Source organism: Balneola sp., assembly GCA_003712055.1.
Lineage (GTDB): Bacteria > Bacteroidota > Rhodothermia > Balneolales > Balneolaceae > RHLJ01.
Map to the genome: position 1 here is coordinate 629,060 of RHLJ01000001.1, position 18,241 is coordinate 647,300.

The 18,241-nt window shown below is 39.9% G+C and carries 14 protein-coding genes; 7 read left to right on the forward strand and 7 right to left on the reverse strand.

Annotated elements, in window-relative coordinates; all coding sequences use genetic code 11:
* Positions 1–159: 159 nt before the first annotated feature.
* The 6 genes from ED557_02815 to ED557_02840 are packed head-to-tail and all read left to right on the forward strand — an operon-like array spanning position 160 to position 8,987.
* On the forward strand, positions 160–996 hold the full coding sequence (locus ED557_02815; protein RNC85722.1) for a hypothetical protein: 837 nt from the start codon (positions 160–162) through the stop codon (positions 994–996).
* Positions 993–4,016 carry a hypothetical protein gene (locus tag ED557_02820; protein RNC85723.1) on the forward strand — a complete coding sequence of 1,008 codons (3,024 nt, stop codon included), beginning with the start codon at positions 993–995 and terminating at the stop codon, positions 4,014–4,016. Before ED557_02815 ends, ED557_02820 begins: the two co-directional genes overlap by 4 nt.
* Before the next feature lie 4 nt (positions 4,017–4,020).
* Complete coding sequence (locus ED557_02825) at positions 4,021–5,859, forward strand: hypothetical protein (protein RNC85724.1); 1,839 nt, start codon at positions 4,021–4,023, stop codon at positions 5,857–5,859.
* Between the two features lie 34 nt (positions 5,860–5,893).
* Complete coding sequence (locus ED557_02830) at positions 5,894–6,403, forward strand: hypothetical protein (GenBank protein RNC85725.1); 510 nt, start codon at positions 5,894–5,896, stop codon at positions 6,401–6,403.
* Positions 6,404–7,201, forward strand: coding sequence for a hypothetical protein (locus ED557_02835; protein ID RNC85726.1), 798 nt, complete (start codon positions 6,404–6,406; stop codon positions 7,199–7,201).
* A 16-nt stretch (positions 7,202–7,217) separates the two neighbouring features.
* Positions 7,218–8,987 carry a hypothetical protein gene (locus tag ED557_02840; GenBank protein RNC85727.1) on the forward strand — a complete coding sequence of 590 codons (1,770 nt, stop codon included), beginning with the start codon at positions 7,218–7,220 and terminating at the stop codon, positions 8,985–8,987.
* Positions 8,988–9,186: 199 nt separating this feature from the next.
* Here ED557_02840 and ED557_02845 read toward each other — a convergent pair whose 3' ends face one another.
* The 4 genes from ED557_02845 to ED557_02860 all read right to left on the reverse strand — a co-directional run bounded on the left by ED557_02845 (position 9,187) and on the right by ED557_02860 (position 15,291).
* Entirely contained in the window at positions 9,187–10,419 is a 1,233-nt protein-coding gene (locus tag ED557_02845; protein ID RNC85728.1) for a pyruvate dehydrogenase complex dihydrolipoamide acetyltransferase, read from the reverse strand.
* Positions 10,420–10,440: 21 nt separating this feature from the next.
* The gene (locus ED557_02850; protein ID RNC85729.1) at positions 10,441–11,424 is read right to left on the reverse strand and encodes a pyruvate dehydrogenase complex E1 component subunit beta; all 984 of its coding nucleotides are present in this window, start codon (positions 11,422–11,424) and stop codon (positions 10,441–10,443) included.
* A 19-nt stretch (positions 11,425–11,443) separates the two neighbouring features.
* Positions 11,444–12,544: a pyruvate dehydrogenase (acetyl-transferring) E1 component subunit alpha gene (gene pdhA / locus ED557_02855; protein RNC85730.1), complete on the reverse strand. Its 1,101-nt coding sequence runs from the start codon at positions 12,542–12,544 to the stop codon at positions 11,444–11,446.
* Between the two features lie 83 nt (positions 12,545–12,627).
* Positions 12,628–15,291 (reverse strand): alanine--tRNA ligase, encoded by a 2,664-nt coding sequence (locus tag ED557_02860; GenBank protein ID RNC85731.1) that lies wholly within the window; start codon positions 15,289–15,291, stop codon positions 12,628–12,630.
* 114 nt (positions 15,292–15,405) lie between these two features.
* On the opposite strand from ED557_02860, the gene ED557_02865 reads away from it, so the two are divergent.
* Positions 15,406–15,975, forward strand: a complete 570-nt coding sequence (locus ED557_02865; protein RNC85732.1) for a DUF502 domain-containing protein — start codon at positions 15,406–15,408, stop codon at positions 15,973–15,975.
* Between the two features lie 2 nt (positions 15,976–15,977).
* Here ED557_02865 and ED557_02870 read toward each other — a convergent pair whose 3' ends face one another.
* From ED557_02870 to ED557_02880, 3 genes are all read right to left on the reverse strand, one after another.
* Positions 15,978–16,397, reverse strand: coding sequence for a hypothetical protein (locus ED557_02870; protein ID RNC85733.1), 420 nt, complete (start codon positions 16,395–16,397; stop codon positions 15,978–15,980).
* A gap of 3 nt (positions 16,398–16,400) precedes the next feature.
* Entirely contained in the window at positions 16,401–17,324 is a 924-nt protein-coding gene (locus ED557_02875; protein RNC85734.1) for a hypothetical protein, read from the reverse strand.
* 99 nt (positions 17,325–17,423) lie between these two features.
* The gene (locus tag ED557_02880; protein ID RNC85735.1) at positions 17,424–18,200 is read right to left on the reverse strand and encodes a hypothetical protein; all 777 of its coding nucleotides are present in this window, start codon (positions 18,198–18,200) and stop codon (positions 17,424–17,426) included.
* Between the last annotated feature and the right edge of the window lie 41 nt (positions 18,201–18,241).

Below are 18,241 nucleotides of genomic sequence, written 5' to 3' on the forward strand. Positions count from 1 at the left end.
AATGAATTGCGCTTTATGCGCATGCCTTAAAAGTCCCATTATTCGATGGGACTTTTTTTTTAGTAATGATATTTCGTACTAATGGCCTAATTAATTAACTTTACCCCATTGTCTGAGGTTTTTCGTTAATATATTAGAATTAAAGTATCATCTAGCGACATGAAAAAAATAAGTCTATTTACGGGTATTCTTATAGCGATAGCCTTCCCTTTCGCCTCATCAGCCCAAGTAACCATAGCTCCTACCAATCTTTTTATTGATGGTAATGCACGCTTCGGCACCTATATGGTTATTAACGGTTCAAATGAGACCCAGGAAATCTCTATCGACTTTATTTTCAACTACAGCCAGAATGACGACACTGGAGAACGCTTAGTTGTTGAGGATAATGAGGAAGTTGAAGAGCAGTATTCTATTGCAGAGTATGTGCGCGCTTTCCCCAGAAACTTCACAATTGCACCAGGTCAACGCCAAGTAGTACGATTGCGATTAAGCCCCCCAAATGATCTCGAAGATGGAATGTATTGGGCTCGAATTAAAACAGCTTCTTCTCCTGAAACACCTCCACTGGAGCTTCAGGCAAATGACGCAGTTTCAGCCAGGGTGGCTATAACCGTAGAGCAGGTAACCGGTTTATTCTTTAAGAAAGGAGATTTAAGTACAGGTATTGAAGTACTTGATATTGAATCTACCCAATCTGATGATAACCAAACACTAACTGTTCTCACATCGTATTTAAGAACCGGTAATTCCCCATTCTTAGGCTCAATTACCGCATCATTGGTGAATGCAAGTGGCCAGGTAGTTAAAAATGACTTCGTATCCACCTCTTTGTATTTCGATGGTGCGTTAAAACATGAATTTGATATTTCTGACCTACCAGCAGGCACCTATACTGTGCGTGTGATGTTTGAAAGCCAGCGAGCTGATATCGCGGCTGGGGATTTGGTTCAAATGCAACCAATCTCGCAAACATCTACATTCACAAAAAGGTGAATCTAGGGCTATACAGAAACCTCTTCTTTCTTACCCTATTCTTCTTTTGTATTAACCTAATACAAAACGAAAATGTATTAGCCCAAACTAGTGATGACGCCTTTGAAGTTTATTTAGACTTCAATCACAGGGGTATTATCAATGACGTAGTAGTTACATACTACTTAGAGGATGTCTTTTTTATTCCAGCACAAGGTGTATTTAATATCTTTCAGGTTGAGAATTCTCTAGAAGGACTTGTATTAAGCGGGCGGTTTGGCTCTGAGCAGGCATCATATTTGATAGATCTCGAATCAAATATTATAACATTCGAAGATCAAAGTTATCCCATCACTACAGAAGACTATATTCTAACAGAAGTTGATTTCTACTTACCTCCAAGAATTTATAGTGAGATTTTTGGATTAGACTTTTCTGTTGATTTTAGCAACCTAACACTAAATCTAGAAACTGAAAAAGAATTACCTATCATTCAATCGGCGATTAGACGGCAACGTAGAAGAATAGCGGAGAGGAATACTGCAGATAGAACTTACTATCCATTGCTACAGGGCAGAAATGTCACTCTTTTAGATGGTGGATTCTTAGATTATTCATTGTCTTCCAATTTTTCCAATAATACTAATGCATTCAACTACAATTCTAATCTTGGTTTACAGCTAGTCGGTGGAGATTTACAAGGTTCTGTTTTTGGAGTAGCATCAGAGGACAATCAGGTCACTTCAACGGATAATTTAAGATGGAGATATCTCATTAGAGAAACACCTCTTATAAGCGAAGTTACTGTTGGCCAAACTACCCTCGATGGAGTACTAACCAACGAATATACCGGGATTAGAATCGCCAACGACCCAATAGAACCAAGACGATTTTTTGATGAATTTGAGGTACAGGGAAATACTTTTCCTGAATCTGAGGTTGAGTTGTACTTAAACAATGCCCTAGTGGGGTTCGAACAAGCTGATGAACTTGGAAATTATCGCTTCCTTACCCCTCTTTATTATGGGTCTTCACAATTGGACGTAAGGATCTATGGGCCTACCGGTCAAATTATTGAGAGAAGATCCAGGGTACAGGTCCCTTTTTCATTCCAGCCAAAAGGCACTTTGAACTATAAATTAAATGCAGGAATCCTTGACAACCCTATTATTGGGTCTACTGAAAGAAGTATGGCATTACAGGGAAATATGGCCTATGGATTAACTCCCTGGTTAACTTTAAAAGGAGGAGTCGAGTACTATGAAACTGATGCTGGCGATTCAAAACCGTCTTATACAGGAACTGCTTCACTGCGTTTTCTAAGAAGCTATATACTGTCTTTCGAAGGTGTGACAGATGGCTATTATCGAGCAACAATTAACTCAGTATATCCTAATGCCGCGAGTTTTAATATTGACTATACAAACTTTACTGCCAGCTCGGGGATTTATAATGCAGGAGGAAGTGATCAACAATTAGTAACTAGTTTTTTTTACCCTTTGTATTTGTTCAGGATTCCATTGAATATGAGAGCTTCAGCATTTACACGAGTTAGAGAGGGAATAACTTTTACCACATTTAGGTACGATATAAACACTCGAATCCAAAAACTAAGCCTTAGGATGGGATTTAGTGATCGATATATTGATGAATTCGACGTTTTAAATCCTACTTCTTCTGCAACTCTTGAATCCTCTGCAACCTATAATTTTTCGAGAAATCCCAATATCCCAATATTTCTTAGAGGCACTTTTTTAAGAGCTCAAGCCAGGTATTTACCCGCTGTAAATCAATTCCAATCATCCGAGTTTCTTGTTTCCAGAAATTTATTTTCGAATGGTCGTCTTCAGGTTTCTTATGGACGGAACTATTTAACTAACTCAAACACTATTCGGGCTAGTTTCGTCATCGATTTGATTAAAACCAGATCGAGTACTACCGCAACAACCTTTGGAGGTTCATATAGTGTTTCTCAAACTTTGAGAGGATCCATTGGGTATGATCCTAATTACAGCAATTTTCTCCTTACGAGCCGAAATCAGGTAGGACGTTCTGGAGCTGCTTTAAAAATGTATGTCGATAACAACAACAACAACAGATTGGATGAAGGTGATGAAGAAATCCCTGAAGTAAACCTTCGTCTCCAACGGAGCGGAGCTTCAGAAAGGTTAAAAAACGGTGTACTCTATTACACCCAGCTTCAACCTTATTTCAGATACAATATGGAAATCAATAAAGCTTCCATAACAAACCCAATGCTTGTACCTCAGGTTGATCAATTTTCTGTTGTAACTGATCCAAATACTTTTAAAAAATTAGACTTAGCATTCTATACTTCCGGATTAATGGAAGGATATTTAGAACGGGTATATCAAGACGGACTTACCGATGGAATTGGTGGGGTAAAGCTATTACTTAGAGCACAAAGCGATTCAACTGTTAAAGAGATTCGTTCCTTCTCAGATGGTAGTTTTTATGAGTATCCAATTCCTCCCGGAAAATATGAGCTCTTTGTAGACCCCTCACAATTGGATCTACTGAATATGAAATCCATACCTGAAAAACTTGATTTTGAGGTGGTTTCCAGACCGGATGGAGATTTTATTGAAGGATTATCTTTCCAGCTTGTACCAAGAGACCTTATTCCTGAAGAAGAGGAAGTGGACTCTACATTATTTACCGAAGCTGTTCCAAGTCTTACCCTTGATGATGTAACCGATGAAATAAGGAACGATCCTGAGATTATTCAGTATGAAAACGAGCTACTTGTTAAGGTTGAAGAGGCCTTACGTTTGATTATTCTAACGCAAAATGAATTCTATGAAAGGGACTTTGAGAAAGCGTTTGAGTATATTGAGCAGTCATTACAGGCATTTGAGACGGCACAAGGTTACGCATTGAAAGGAAGTATTTTGTACTTCCAGGGAAAAAGATTGGAAGCAGTGAATAGCTGGAGGATGGCCCTTCGGTTTGATCCCGATATTTTTATTCCAACTCTTGAGTCTCTTGATCAGCGAGTCACGGTCAGTTCATCGGATTAAGGCAATGCTTTGCGTTGAAAATCAACATATCACCTCATCGAAAAAAAGGCTTACTAGCTTTATATGGGTAAGCTTTCTCCTCAAGAGATTATCTATTGCTTTTTTATTGAGCTTAGTAATCATTTCCTTTGGATTAGCACAGACAGCAACTGATGCTAATAACTCTCAATCGCTTGCTCTACAGGTTTCGAACCTGGAACAAAGCTATGATTCTCAAATTTATCTACTCCTTGCTAATTACTTTGATCGTAAAAAGTTCTTTGTTGATGTAAATATTGACGCGGAGTTTGTGGATGAGACTATTGAAACCACCCAGAATCAAATTGTAAGGAATCAGTCTCAACCGGTGATCATGCCCGGTCTTCCCTTCCTTCCACAAGAAAACCTAAGAGAATCCGCTACCGCAGGTACTCCCGAAACGGTTATTAACCAGAGTACGGTACGATCCCTTCAATTGAATAGCATAGCAGTAAGCATCTATGCCGACACTTCTTTTACTGCCCAGGAAGTACAGTTTATGCGACTACTGACGGGAATAGCCTCAAAAATAGATGAGAGCAGAGGAGATGTAATCACCATATCGCAAATATCTATTCCCAGATTTGGTACCGAAGATCCAATTAGGATTGTAGAAACACAGCCTGAAACTTTTAATCTGGTGGCTTCTTTCAGAGAATACATTCCTGGCTTTGTCCTCTTACTACTTTTCGGACTCATCATGTTTGTGAATAGTTTCTTTAACCGACCTAAAGAGACCATATCCCCTATCCAACAACGAGAAAGTATTAAGCACGATATCAATATTACCGATCTTGGAGCCAGACGTGTAGAGCAGGTGATGGTGGGTAGCTCTGATGGTGATATCTCACAAGAGATTAATGAATTAATTCAAAGCTTCTTCAACAAACCCCAGGAAATAGCTTTGTTATTTGAATACTGGATGGCTGAAAACCCAGAGGAAGGTGTATTGAGAGCTGCTGAAGTAGCTTGTAGTGTTGATAAGCACTTGCTAAGGACGCTTAAGTCAGATATGCAGCCTGAGAATTATGAAGCTATTTCTAAATTGGCTGATGAAATGCCTCCGCTTACTTCTGATGTGAAAGGCACCGTTATCCGGAAATTCAATACTATGCTTAAATCCGGAAGTGCAGAAAGCATGAATGCCAGAAAAAGCGGGCATATCACACTGTTTAAATTCCTCGAGCATATCAACGAGCAGCAAATAGTGAAGTTGATTGGTGATGAAGGCCACCAAACCGGAGCTTTGGTCCTTGATTATCTTCCTGAAGAAAAAGCAGCATCGGTACTAAAGAAACTTAGCCCTACCCAAAGTACTAACCTCATGCTTAAAATGACCACGGTTGGTACTCTCCCGTTCCAACTTCAGAATGAGATTTCAACACGTCTCTTTGATAAGGCTATGGATCTTATTGAAGAAGAAAAAGAACAAAAGCTTGGAGCTGAGAATATTCTTCCTGTATTGGAAAAACTCCCTCTTAATGAACAACAGAAATATATTGACCAGCTTAAGGCTTCCAATGCTGCAGTTGGAGATATTATCGAAGGACAGTTTATCACTATTGACCAGGTAATCAATATTACTGATAACATTATCAAAGAAGCTCTGAAAGATTTAAACACTGCTACCTTATTAGACGCTATCGTTGATCTTGATCCAAAGCTGATTGATAAAATACTTTCTGTTCGAGCAAGAAGAGAACAACGACTTATAAGACTTGAACTAGACGAAATTAAAGGGAGACCATATAAAGATACCGAGGTTGTTAAAAAGCAGATGATGGAGCTTATTAGAAAGGAAGTGAGAAAAAGCCGTGAAGATTAGGCCGCTCTTCATATCACAAATAGCACGTCTATGTTTGATAGGCGGAATAGCATTCTCTTTAGTAGCCTGCTCAGGAAGCCGTCAAACTGTAAATACTGATCAACCAGTTGATACACCAAATGAACAACAAGCTGGGTTAATTTCTGAATCCCAGCCAACACCTCAACCGGATACCTTATCAACTGAAGAGCAACTCGCCCTGGATTTAAAAGAACTTTACAGAGAAGAACTTTTCGAAAAACATAACTCAGAAGCGAACCAACTCGTTAATTTCTATATCCTGGCTCAGCAAAAGCTTTTTACGGGAGAATATCCCGAGGCGCTTAGCTTAATTCAAAGAGCAGCTCAAATCAAAGAGAATGCAGATGTACTTGCCCTTAGAGGCAGTATCTACCTGGGATTAGGACAACCAGATGAGTTTGTATCTAATTGGAGAAGAGCTTTGGAATTAGATCCTGAGGTTCCCATTCTACCTTCTCCCTATGTAATTCAGCAACTCCAGCTTTATGGATTGATTGATGAAAATCTTCAAAAAAATTTTTAAGTGAGAACCTCCATACTTAACATATTAAGCTTTCTGGTTTCTTTAACCATTATGGTTTGGGGTTCTTTACTGGTAATGGGGTTTACTGAGTTTAATCTACTGCCCCCAGCCTATGAAATACTAAATATCCCGAGTCTTGCTATAGTTTTTGGAGGAATTTCGGCTAGCGTTTTTATCAGTTATCCTTTTAGAAAGGTTCTTCAAGCTCTTAAGGATAGTACTAAGCTTTTCTCTCACAGCACCATTACGGATGAGGTGCTCCAAAAGGACATCGATAATGTACTTGAATGGCAAAAAGTAATTAATGCGGACAAAGTTGCTGCCGTTTCTGAATTAAGCCGAACTTACAGCGACCAGTTTGAAGGCTACCTCTTTTCGGTGCTGGATACCAACTATAGCACTGAAGAACTCAGAGAACTTGGAGAAACAAATATCATTGAAAATTATACACGCCAACAACAAATCAATCAGATAATTGGAAGTATGGGTAGAACTTCTCCAGTATTTGGTATGTTAGGCACCCTATTTGGTTTAATCGTGATTCTTTCAGGTTTTAGTGAAGTTGAATCTTTGCTCTCTGGTTTGGGAGCTGCCCTTATGACAACACTTTATGGGATTATTGTTGGTAATTTCATATTTACCCCAATGGCAAAAAAGCTCAATAATATTGCTTCATTGCAATATTTTCGTGAAAAATTAATACTTGAGGGTATCATTTTAATTGAAGAACAAAAGACTTCCCTTCAAATTTATGATCGCCTACAGGCGCATATGAAACGCGGAAAAAGTTCGCTTTAACTCGGGGTGATTTTTCTTGAATCCGGATTCCTTAAATATGACTGGAAACTCGCTCTTCCCTCAAGAACCATTCGACCCGGAGGAAGAAAATAGCTGGCAGGTAAGTTACCTGGACATTATTACCATCGTACTTGGCTTTTTAATTATTCTCCTTTCCGTTTCCCAGATTGCTAAAGAAGAGTTCTCTTCACTTTCTACTTTATTTAGAGAACTAGCTGATCAAACCGAGTTTATAACTACTCCGATTGAGGATATCCAGGAAGAACTCGAAGAATTACTACAGCCACAAATAGAACAAGGAAGACTTGAACTTCTTCGGGATTTAAATGATTTGGTTATCCGTTTTCGGGGAGACGATTTCTACCAATCCGGAAACGCAACCATACAATTGGACGGAATGGACTTATTAAATCACGTGATAAGGGCATTCCAACAAACTTCTCATGATGATTTTAATATTGATGTAGAAGGCCATACGGATAATGTTCCTATATCATCAGATATATACCCATCCAATTGGGAGCTATCGACTGCCAGAGCATCAAATGTGGTGAAGTATTTTGATTACATGGGAATAGAAACTTCCCGGCTAAAGGCTTCAGGTTATGCTGATTCAAGACCTTTAATCCAATTCGACTCTTTTGGAAACCCATTTCTTGCAAGTAATGAACTCAATCGAAGAATCGTGTTGAGGTTATATTATACCACCGAAGCTTTAGAGCGAAAAGCAAATCAGGAACAGTTCGCTTCATCTGAAGAAGAAACTATAGAAACTTCGGAGATAGAGAATCAAGAAGAAGAGCCCAGTGTTACTGAGTTAATACAATCTCTGACAGCGAATCAATCTGAGGAGCCTGAACAAGAACAAGAAACCACTGAATCTCCTACTTCTTCTTCTACTGCTGAAGCTGTACCTGAACAGCAAGAAGAAACCCCAACAACACCGCTAAGAGTTCAGGAACCAGGACCAGAAACCGTACAAGAGACACCTGGAAATCATACAGTTAATTTAGCGGCCATTCCGGTTTTTACCGATAGAACAATTTCATGTTCTTTTTCTGTAAATGCCGGGAGCTTCCAATCTCTATCATCTGGTTTTCAGGTAGCATCTAATGCTCAATCCAAAACCAATTACAGCTTTGAAGTTTCTTACAATAACCGATCCTACTCAATTCGGTCTAATGAATTTGCTTCGCTAGGTCAGGCAATGTTAGCGCAGCGTGAAATTTCAGAGGCATTAAATGATGAATCCCTAGGTATAATCCATCAGTGTTACACTCCTGGGGTTACTTCACCATCACCTTTGCAGTACCAGATTCAATTTGGAGCGTTCCAAAACCAGCAAAATGCACTCGATTATTCCGTGAATGTACTGGATGAGTTTGGAATACAAACTTTTATGACCCGAAGAGCCTCTACTTATAATGTAGTAGCGGGGCCGTTCCTTACCAGGGAAAATGTACTTTCACAATTAAGCTCATTTCGGGAAAAAGGTGTTCGAGAAAACATCTTTATCAAACCTATGACAGAAGATGTAGCTGAATATGACTATGCTTACCAAATTCATTTAGAGTCTTTTGAGACAAGGGATGCTGCTGATATCCTGGCTAGCCGTCTTCAGTCTGCTCTTGGCGTGAGTACTATTATTGAGCGTTCTACGGATGGAAACTACTATCTCATGACAGAACGATTCGAAAACTATAATGACGCGTCTTCACTTTTCAACCGGATTCAAAATAGAATCCCTGCAATGAATCCGGTAATATTCTTCCTGGAGTACTTATAAAGAAGGGCTTTTTATTTCTTTGATAGTCATCCCGGACTTGATCCGGGATCTGTAGTGACTGATTCGTTGATAAACAAAGTTTTTCTATCAACGGCTTATTAACCCCAATAGATCCTGAAACAAGTTCAGGATGACACAGGGGTATATTTTAGCAAAGAGATTTTATCACGAACTAATTTGAGTCCAAAGAAAAGTACGGTTAAAGAAGCATGGAAAGAGGATTTTCAATCAATTGCTTCACAGTATTTAAGAACTGGGCAGCTTTAGCTCCATCAACAACTCTGTGATCGCTTGACAGGGTAACTTTCATTCTTTTTCCGGGAACAATTTCGCCATCCTCAACCACAGGCACATCACGAATCGCACCTACTGCTAAAATACAGGCGTCCGGAGGATTAATAATAGCGGTGAATTCTTCAATACCGAACATACCAAGGTTACTAATGGTAAATGTACTTCCCTCCATTTGATCAGGCTGAAGCTTTCGATCTCTTGCTAAACCAGCCAGCTCACGAGTTTCTGCAGAAATCTGAGCTAATCCCTTTTTATCTGCATGATTGATGACTGGTGTCATTAACCCTTCATCAATAGCTACAGCAACCGCTACATTTACATCGCCATGTTCCATAATGATATCGCCATGCCATGAGCTATTAATTGCCTGATGTCTCGTTAATGCAATTGCACAGGCTTTAACAACAATATCATTGAAGCTTATTTTAACATCATTAGCTGCGTTCATTGATGCTCGTGCAGCTACTGCAGCCTTCATATCGATATCAATAGTCTCGTAAAAATGAGGATTGGTAAACTTGCTTTCCGATAACCTTCGAGCAATTGTTTTCCGCATCTGAGAAACCTTTACTTCCTTGCTTTCCAGACTGTCAAATACTGGAGCAGGAGCAGCAGAAGGAGCAGGTTTTGTAAGCCCACCACTTTCTTTAAATCCTTCTACATCTTTTTTGATAATCCTTCCTTCAGGACCCGAACCACTTACCCCTGAAAGGTCGATACCCTTATCTGCAGCAATCTTTTTTGCTAATGGAGATGCTTTAACCCTTCCATTGTCCGATCCGGAAGCTTGTGGAGCAGAAGTGGTAGCTTCTGCTTTTTCCTCTACAACAGCTTCTTGCTTTTCTTCCTTTTTGGGTGTTTCAGAAGCTCCACCTTCAAGTAGATCGCTAATATCCTCACCAGCTTCTCCAATTACTGCAATTATACCACCCAATGGTACCGCATCTCCCTCTCCGGGAACAATTTTCAGAATAGTACCGGCATCGAATACTTCTACATCCATTGTTGCCTTATCGGTCTCAACCTCAGCAATAATGTCGCCTGCTTCTACAGTATCCCCTTCCTTTACATTCCATTTTGCGATTACCCCTTCTTCCATGGTATCGCTGAGTTTGGGCATTTCGATCTTAATGGCCATAGCTTCTTTTATTGAGTGATTTTAAGTTCTGTATGTAACCTGATTTACTGCATCAATTACCTGTTTCGGACTTGGGAACCAGGCATCAAATAGCTTTTTAGAGAATGGTGCATTCACATCTGGTAATGTAACTCTTTGAACAGGAGCATCCAGGTAGTCAAATGCTTCTCTTTGAAGAGAAAATCCTATTTCAGCAGCAAGACCTGCAAATGGATGTGCTTCATCAACCACCACACATCTGTTTGTCTTTTTGATAGATTCAATGATTAAAGGAAGATCTAAAGGTTTTACCGTTCTTGGATCAATGATCTCACACTCTACACCATCTTTTGCAAGTTGAGCCGCAGCCTGTACAGCTACATGGTACATCTTACCGTGAGCTACTATGGTAACATCGCTTCCTTTACGTTTGATCTTTCCTTTACCAATTGGAATGATATAGTCTTCGACATCAGAAACCTCTCCTTTCATTCCGTACATTTGTTCGGATTCCATGAATAATACAGGATTATCATCTCTAACAGCCGATTTCATCAATCCTTTTGCATCATCAGGTTCTGAAACATAAATCACTTTCAATCCTGGGAAATGAGCATACATGGAATCGAATGCTACCGAATGAGTTGCTCCTAACTGTCCAGCCGATGCATTAGGCCCTCTGAATACGATAGGACAATCTGCCTGACCGCCGGTCATGTACTTCACCTTGGTTGCATGGTTAATAATCTGGTCAGCGGCTAATACGGCGAAGTTGAAGGTCATAAACTCAACGATTGGACGAAGACCATGCATTGCAGCACCAACGCCAATCCCTGCAAAGCCAAGCTCCGAAATGGGGGTATCGATAACCCTTCTGAACCCATATTTATCAAGTAAGCCCTCGGTAACTTTATAAGCTCCGTTATATTCTGCTACTTCCTCGCCCATGATGAATACTCTTTCATCGCGATCCATTTCTTCATCAATAGCGTGCTTTATTGCTTCTCTGAATTGTAATTCTGCCATTATCTAATTCAACTAAATTTTAAACGTGGAAGTAAGGTTCGTCTTCAACAAACATGTCATCATACATTTCCTCTATTTCAGGGAAAGGAGACTCATCAGCGAAGGTTACTGCATCAAGCACTACCTGCTCTATTCTATCTTCTATTTCTTTCAATACCGCTTCTTCGGCAAGCTTATTCGATAATATGTAATCTTTCAATCGAAGAATCGGATCGATTTTTTGATACTGTTCAAGCTCTTCTTTGGTACGGTACTTTTGAGGATCTGACATGGAATGACCTCGATATCGATAGGTGCGAATCTCCACAAAATAAGGTTCAGAGTTTTCGCGCACATCATCCGCTATTTCTTTCATTTTCTCATAAACGGAGAATACATCCATACCATTAATAACTGCGCTTTTCATGCCATATCCTTTAGCGCGGTCAACGATTTCTGCAACAGTATGACGTTTTGCAGCTGTACCCATGGAATACCCATTGTTTTCAACTACAAAAAGAACTGGTAGCTTCCAGAGTTGAGCCATATTCATGGATTCATGTAGTGCACCTTGGTCTACTGCTCCATCTCCAAAGAAAGTTGCCGATATATTTCCTGTACCTTTGTATTTGTTTGCAAATGCAAAGCCTGCACCGATGGGGATGTGCCCCCCTACAATACCATAACCACCCCAAAAGTGCTCTTTTGAGTTAGCAAAGTGCATTGAGCCCCCTTTACCCTTGGAACAGCCTGTAGCCTTACCAAAAAGTTCTGCCATTCCCTCGTTAGCAGAAATTCCACGGCATAAGCCCCATCCATGATCCCTATAACCGGTAATAATATCATCTTTATCATCAAACGCGAATACCGTACCAGTAGAAATAGCTTCCTGACCAATATAAAGATGCAAGAAACCACCAAACTTACCTTTTTGATACTGTTGCATTGCTCGTTCCTCAAATCGTCGCTGCAAGTACATCTGTTCGTACATTGCTAACAAATCAGCTTCTGAAAGGCCAAGCTCTTTATGCTTTTTCTTTGTTGCAGGAGGAAGGTCTACACCTTTTTGAACAACTCCATCATTTGAATCGCCTATGCCCCGAGGTGCAAAAACGATGTCGTCTTTTTTCTTTTTTGCCATAGTAAGTTTTTTATCGGTCTCCCTAGAAAAGGGGTCGAAATATATCCAATTTTTTGAAAGTTTTCGCCGTCTGCTTTGCCTGCCTATCCAATGGATTCTGAAAGGATTTCATTCACTTTTTCAAGGGCTTCGTCTAGTTTTTCGGGATTACGTCCGCCAGCAGTTGCAAGATTTGGCTGTCCACCACCTCCGCCTCCTACAAGTCGGCCTAATTGCCCTACAAGAGCACCGGCTTTAAGCCCTTTTTCTTTTATGAGATCTTCGGTAACAGCTACCATTAAAAATACTTTTCCCTCATCATTTCTTGATGCCAGAACCGTAACCGTATTTTTGGGAGCTTTTTGAAGCGCATCGTAGCCAAGTTGCTTTAACACTCCCATATCAGCGCCAGTTACTTCTCCTTTAACCAATGAAATGCCATTTAAGCTATCAGCAGAATCAAGCAATTCATCAAGTTTGGCACCAGTATTTTGCAGGTTTATTTTTTCAAGTGCTTTTTCAAGTGCTTTTTTCTCTTCCTGTAGCTTAATCACATTAAGAACAGGGTCTTCGTGATGCCCGACCGCTTTCCTAAACTTTATGATCAGCTTCTTCTCTTCTCTGAGAAGTCGATCTGATGCCTTTCCGACGAATGCCTCAATCCTTCTGATCCCCGCAGCAACAGAACTTTCGGTAAATATTCTAAAATGTCCAAGTTCTCCGGTAGCACCTGCATGAGTTCCCCCGCATAATTCCACTGAATAGTCTTCTCCAAACGTAATTACCCGAACATTATCTCCATACTTTTCTCCAAAGAGCATGGTAGCTCCTCTTTGTTTGGCCTCATCAATAGGAACATTTCTTTCTTCCATTAGAGGAATATTCTCCTGGATTTTTGCATTTACTTCTGCTTCAATCTCATCAATTTGCTCGTCGGTAACCGCTTCATAGTGGGAAAAATCGAAACGCAAATGATAATCATTAACCAATGACCCTTTCTGAGCTACATGATCTCCAAGAATATTCCTTAAAGCAGCATGAGCAAGATGAGTTGCGGAATGGTGCTTCTGAATTTCAACACGTCGTTCGAGATCAATGCTGGCTGTCCAGTTTCCGGTTAGATCTTCTGGTAAAGATTCAGTGTAATGAATGAAGTTACCTTGCGATTTCTGAACATCAATAATGTGTATGAACTCTTCTCCATTAGACAGCATCCCAGTATCCGCAACCTGCCCACCACTTTCAGCATAAAATGGAGTCTTATTTAACTGAATTGCATAACGATCTTTTTCTTTTCTGTAAGCAGTGATAGTAACCTCAGCTTCAAAATCATCATATCCAATAAATTCAAAGCTTGAAGCTTTGGTAACAGGTACCCATTCACCCGTTTGGCTTTGGTCGATCGTGAATTTCCCTGCAGCACGAGCTCTTTCCTTCTGCGCCTGCATATTCTTATTAAAACCTTCCTCATCTACCTCAATCCCTTTCTCACGAGCCATCAACTGTGTTAAGTCGATTGGGAAACCATAGGTATCATGTAGTTTAAAAGCATCAGCACCTGAGAGTAGTTCTTTCCCTTCTATCATTTCATTGAAGATATCGATACCCTGACCGAGGGTTTTCAAAAAACTCTTTTCTTCTGCTCTTACTACATTAGTGATGTATTCTTGTTGAGCAACAATTTCGGGAAATACTTCTTCGAATTGGTCAGCAAGTGTTTGAACCAACTTGTACATGAAAGGCTCTTTAAAACCAAGCTTATCCCAACCGTATCGTATTGCTCTTCGCTGTATACGCCGGATTACATACCCTCTCCCATCATTTCCTGGCGATGCTCCGTCTGCGATTGAGAATACCACCGCCCGAATGTGATCAGCGATAACCCTCATAGCAATATCTTTTTCTTCATTCTGACCATATTTCGACCCGGCTAGTCCGGAAATTTGATCCAGAAGCGGAGTGAATACATCAGAGTCATAGTTTGAGAATTTATCCTGGAGTACCGCACATACTCTTTCAAAACCCATTCCTGTATCAACGTGTTTTGCTGGAAGCGTTTTAAGGGTATCATCTGGTAACCGATTGAACTGAATGAAAACGAGATTCCAAATTTCCATCACCCTTGGATCATCCATGTTCACCAATTCGGCACCATTTTGCTGTTGCCTTTCTTCCTCAGATCTTAGATCAATATGGATTTCAGAACAGGGACCACAAGGGCCAGTGTCCCCCATCTCCCAAAAATTATCTTTCTTCCCAAACTTTAAGATATGATCGTGAGCGATGTTGGTTTGGCTTTTCCATAATTCAATAGCTTCTTCATCAACTGGGAGGCCATCTTCTTCATCTCCCCCAAACACAGTTGCATACAATCTCCCGGGATCCATTCCCCATCGATCTACAAGTAGCTCCCAAGCCCATAAAATTGCATCTTTCTTAAAATAATCTCCGAACGACCAGTTCCCCAACATCTCAAAGAGAGTATGGTGATAGGTATCGTGCCCTACTTCTTCCAGGTCATTATGCTTTCCACTTACCCGAATACATTTTTGGGTATCAGCTGCGCGGCTCCAGTTTTTTCCATCATGTGTAAGAAACTCCTCTTCACCCAAAAAAATAGGTTTAAACTGATTCATTCCTGCATTTGTAAATAACAACGTGGGATCTTCTTTAGGAACAACAGGAGCACTTGAAACAATTGCGTGCTCTTTCTCTGCAAAGAATTCCAAAAATTCGTTTCTGATTTGGGATGAAGTCTTCCTGGACATTAACTTTCTACTAGGATATTTCGATTTACGAAGGCTGGGAAGATAGAAAAAATCCAGTTCTTACTCATTGAATACCTTCTATAAAAACCATGAGAATCCAATAAAGCTGATACTATGAAACTGATATTGAATTACTTTTTAAGAGGAATGCTTATTGTTTTCCCGGTTGGCGCTACCATATATCTGGTTAGCATCACTATAAACTGGGTAAATGCTACTTTTAATAATCTTTTCTTTGGCTGGTTTGAATGGAACATCCCAGGCCTTGGAATCTTAACTGGCTTCGTACTTATCTCGCTGGTAGGGTTTATTTTTTCCAGGGCTTTTATAAAACCAATCATACAATGGTTTGAGAATATCCTTACCCGTACCCCATTGGTAAGTATCATTTATACTTCTTTAAAGGATTTAACTGAAGCATTTGTAGGAGAGAAAAAGAAATTCACTAAACCTGTAAAAATCCAATTTGGAGAAATGGATCTTGCTCGTTTTGGTTTTATTACCCAGGAATCCCTTTCCAACCTTGGTCTTGAGCAAGAAGTAGCTGTCTACTGCCCTCATTCTTACAACTTTTCCGGTAACCTGTATATCGTACCAAAGGAAAGCATTACACCGATTGAAGCCGATTCAACCGACTTTATGCGATTTATTGTCTCAGGAGGCGTAACCGGGTTCGGTAAATGATATTAGCAAGAAGCAGAGACATTATATCTCCTTCCAAATCTACAATTACGCCAGTACCAATTTTCGTCGACCTGAGTGAGTTCAAGTCGTTTTATTTTTCTTTCCCAGTCGTGATCAGGTTCTTGTATTAGATAGAAATACCGGTAGTTCCTGGGGAAACCGGTCATATAAAACACTATAGAACTTGTATCTGGAGATACATGAGCACCATAAGCCCCGAGTTCTTTCAATTCTTGCCAGATATCAGAATTAGTCGAATCCCTCCTAAGAACAAAACCTGGCTCAACTTTAGCCTCAATTTTCCTGGCTAAAATCTCTAAATCTTTAGGATTTTTTGGAGGTTTAGGCTTATTAGTACAATTCATAAACCCTAAGAAAAGTACCAAAATAGCTGGTAGCATTTTCTTTTGGACATTAGACATTTTCTAGTAAACCTCTTCAAATGTTCTTGGACTTGGCTTAATTTGGGTTTTCACTTCTTCCCATGACCAGTCTTTAGGATCTCTCTCTGCTAAATCTCCCTTTAAAACCAGGTAATCTAAATATCCTCTCTTAGCGAGGTTATGATAGATACCTGATTCCATCCCTTTCATCCCACAGAGATAAATCAAAGTATTCTCTTTCGAAAGGATAGGGTCAAGAGTCTCAGTTTCACCATCAATTGCTGTCTGAACATAATATTTACTCCCATCTTCTCTGCGGTCCTCACGAGAAATCATCTTTATGTAATGAAAATTCTCATTCTCTTGAGCCATTTCACTAAAGAATTTAGGATAAAGCACATCTGTCCTATAAGGACATCCAAATACAAGGGCAACCTCACCTTTAAAACCCGCTTCAAATAATTCAATAATCATACCTCGAAAAGGAGCAATGCCTGTTCCTGTTGCAAAAAACACGTAGTTGAAATCATGGATATTTTCCGGAAGCAGATACCTTTTTCCGCTTGGGCCTGTTACTTTTACTTTATCACCAATCTTAAGATTGCAGAGGTAGTTAGAACATATGCCCATATAAAAAGTCCCATCAACCTCATCCATCGCGCGTTTAACTGTTGTTGAAACTAAATGCCTTTCACCGCCTTCTCCTTTTGATGGCGAAGATACCGAATACAGTCTAAGTTTATGAGGTCTTCCTTTTTCGTTTTCACCTGGTGGTAGAACCCCTATAGATTGACCTACTCTGAATTTCCCTTCTAAATCGGTTCCTGAAATATCGAAAGTCATGTGACGAACTATGTTCGGGCTACTTTCCGCTGTACATACGTAGTTCTCAACAACCATTGCCTCAGTAGGATTTTTCGGAGTATGAATATTGAGTTCAACTTCAGGTAAAACAATTTCTGGCATGTCTAAGTGTTTGGTGCATAAAAAATCCCGATCTAAGAGATCAGGATTCTAAAGTAATTAGTATGAACCTTGTTTAGAAATAAAAAATGATGCAGCTACTTATTGGTTACTGATTTTATACCGTATAAGTTCGTCCACTGTTGGCCGTTCCCCTCGTTCTGCAATGAGTTGTGCAGCAAGATTATCCGTGACATCTAAGTTTCTCATTCGGATCAAATTTTCCTTGGTCAATTCCTCAAAGGTATACCCTAAATCCATCATCCTACTTGTAAAGTTAGCGGTAACTCCGTTTCGTCTTGTTGTAGTTAAGTCATCTACAGTAAAAGAATATCCCAATTCTTTCATCATAGAAGCATAGGTTGCGCTAACGTTTGCATTTTCTAAATCGATAAGTTGGTCAACGGTTAGATTATTATATCCTACATCGAAGAATTCCTGAGTTTCAGAAGCAGAAACTCCAGCGTTCCTAAGTTCCACCACTTCTTCAAGGGTGAGATCAGTATAGCCTAAATCGTGAAATCTTTTAGTTTCGGTAGCAGTTACCCCTTCATCTCTTAATGCAGAAAGTTCCGCGTCAGAGAGCACTCCGTATCCCATGTCTTCCATCATTTCCCCCATTCCTGCTAATAATTCAGGGTCGTATTCATTAAATGATTCAATAGCCTCAGAGATGGGATTACCTATATCGGTAAAAAAATTAGTCACTCTGCTACCAGCGTAGAATAAAAGAGTAACAACAAAAGCAATTACAAGGATATAATTCGCCGTTTTAGATCCCCCGCCTCCTGTTTTTGGAGAGATTCCTATACCTGATTCTGAGGAATCATTCTCCAGGTCTTGAAGATCGTTCTTTAAATTCCTGAATTTTGTACTCATAATGCGCCCATAATTTGCGAGATGACTACGCAATTATAAGT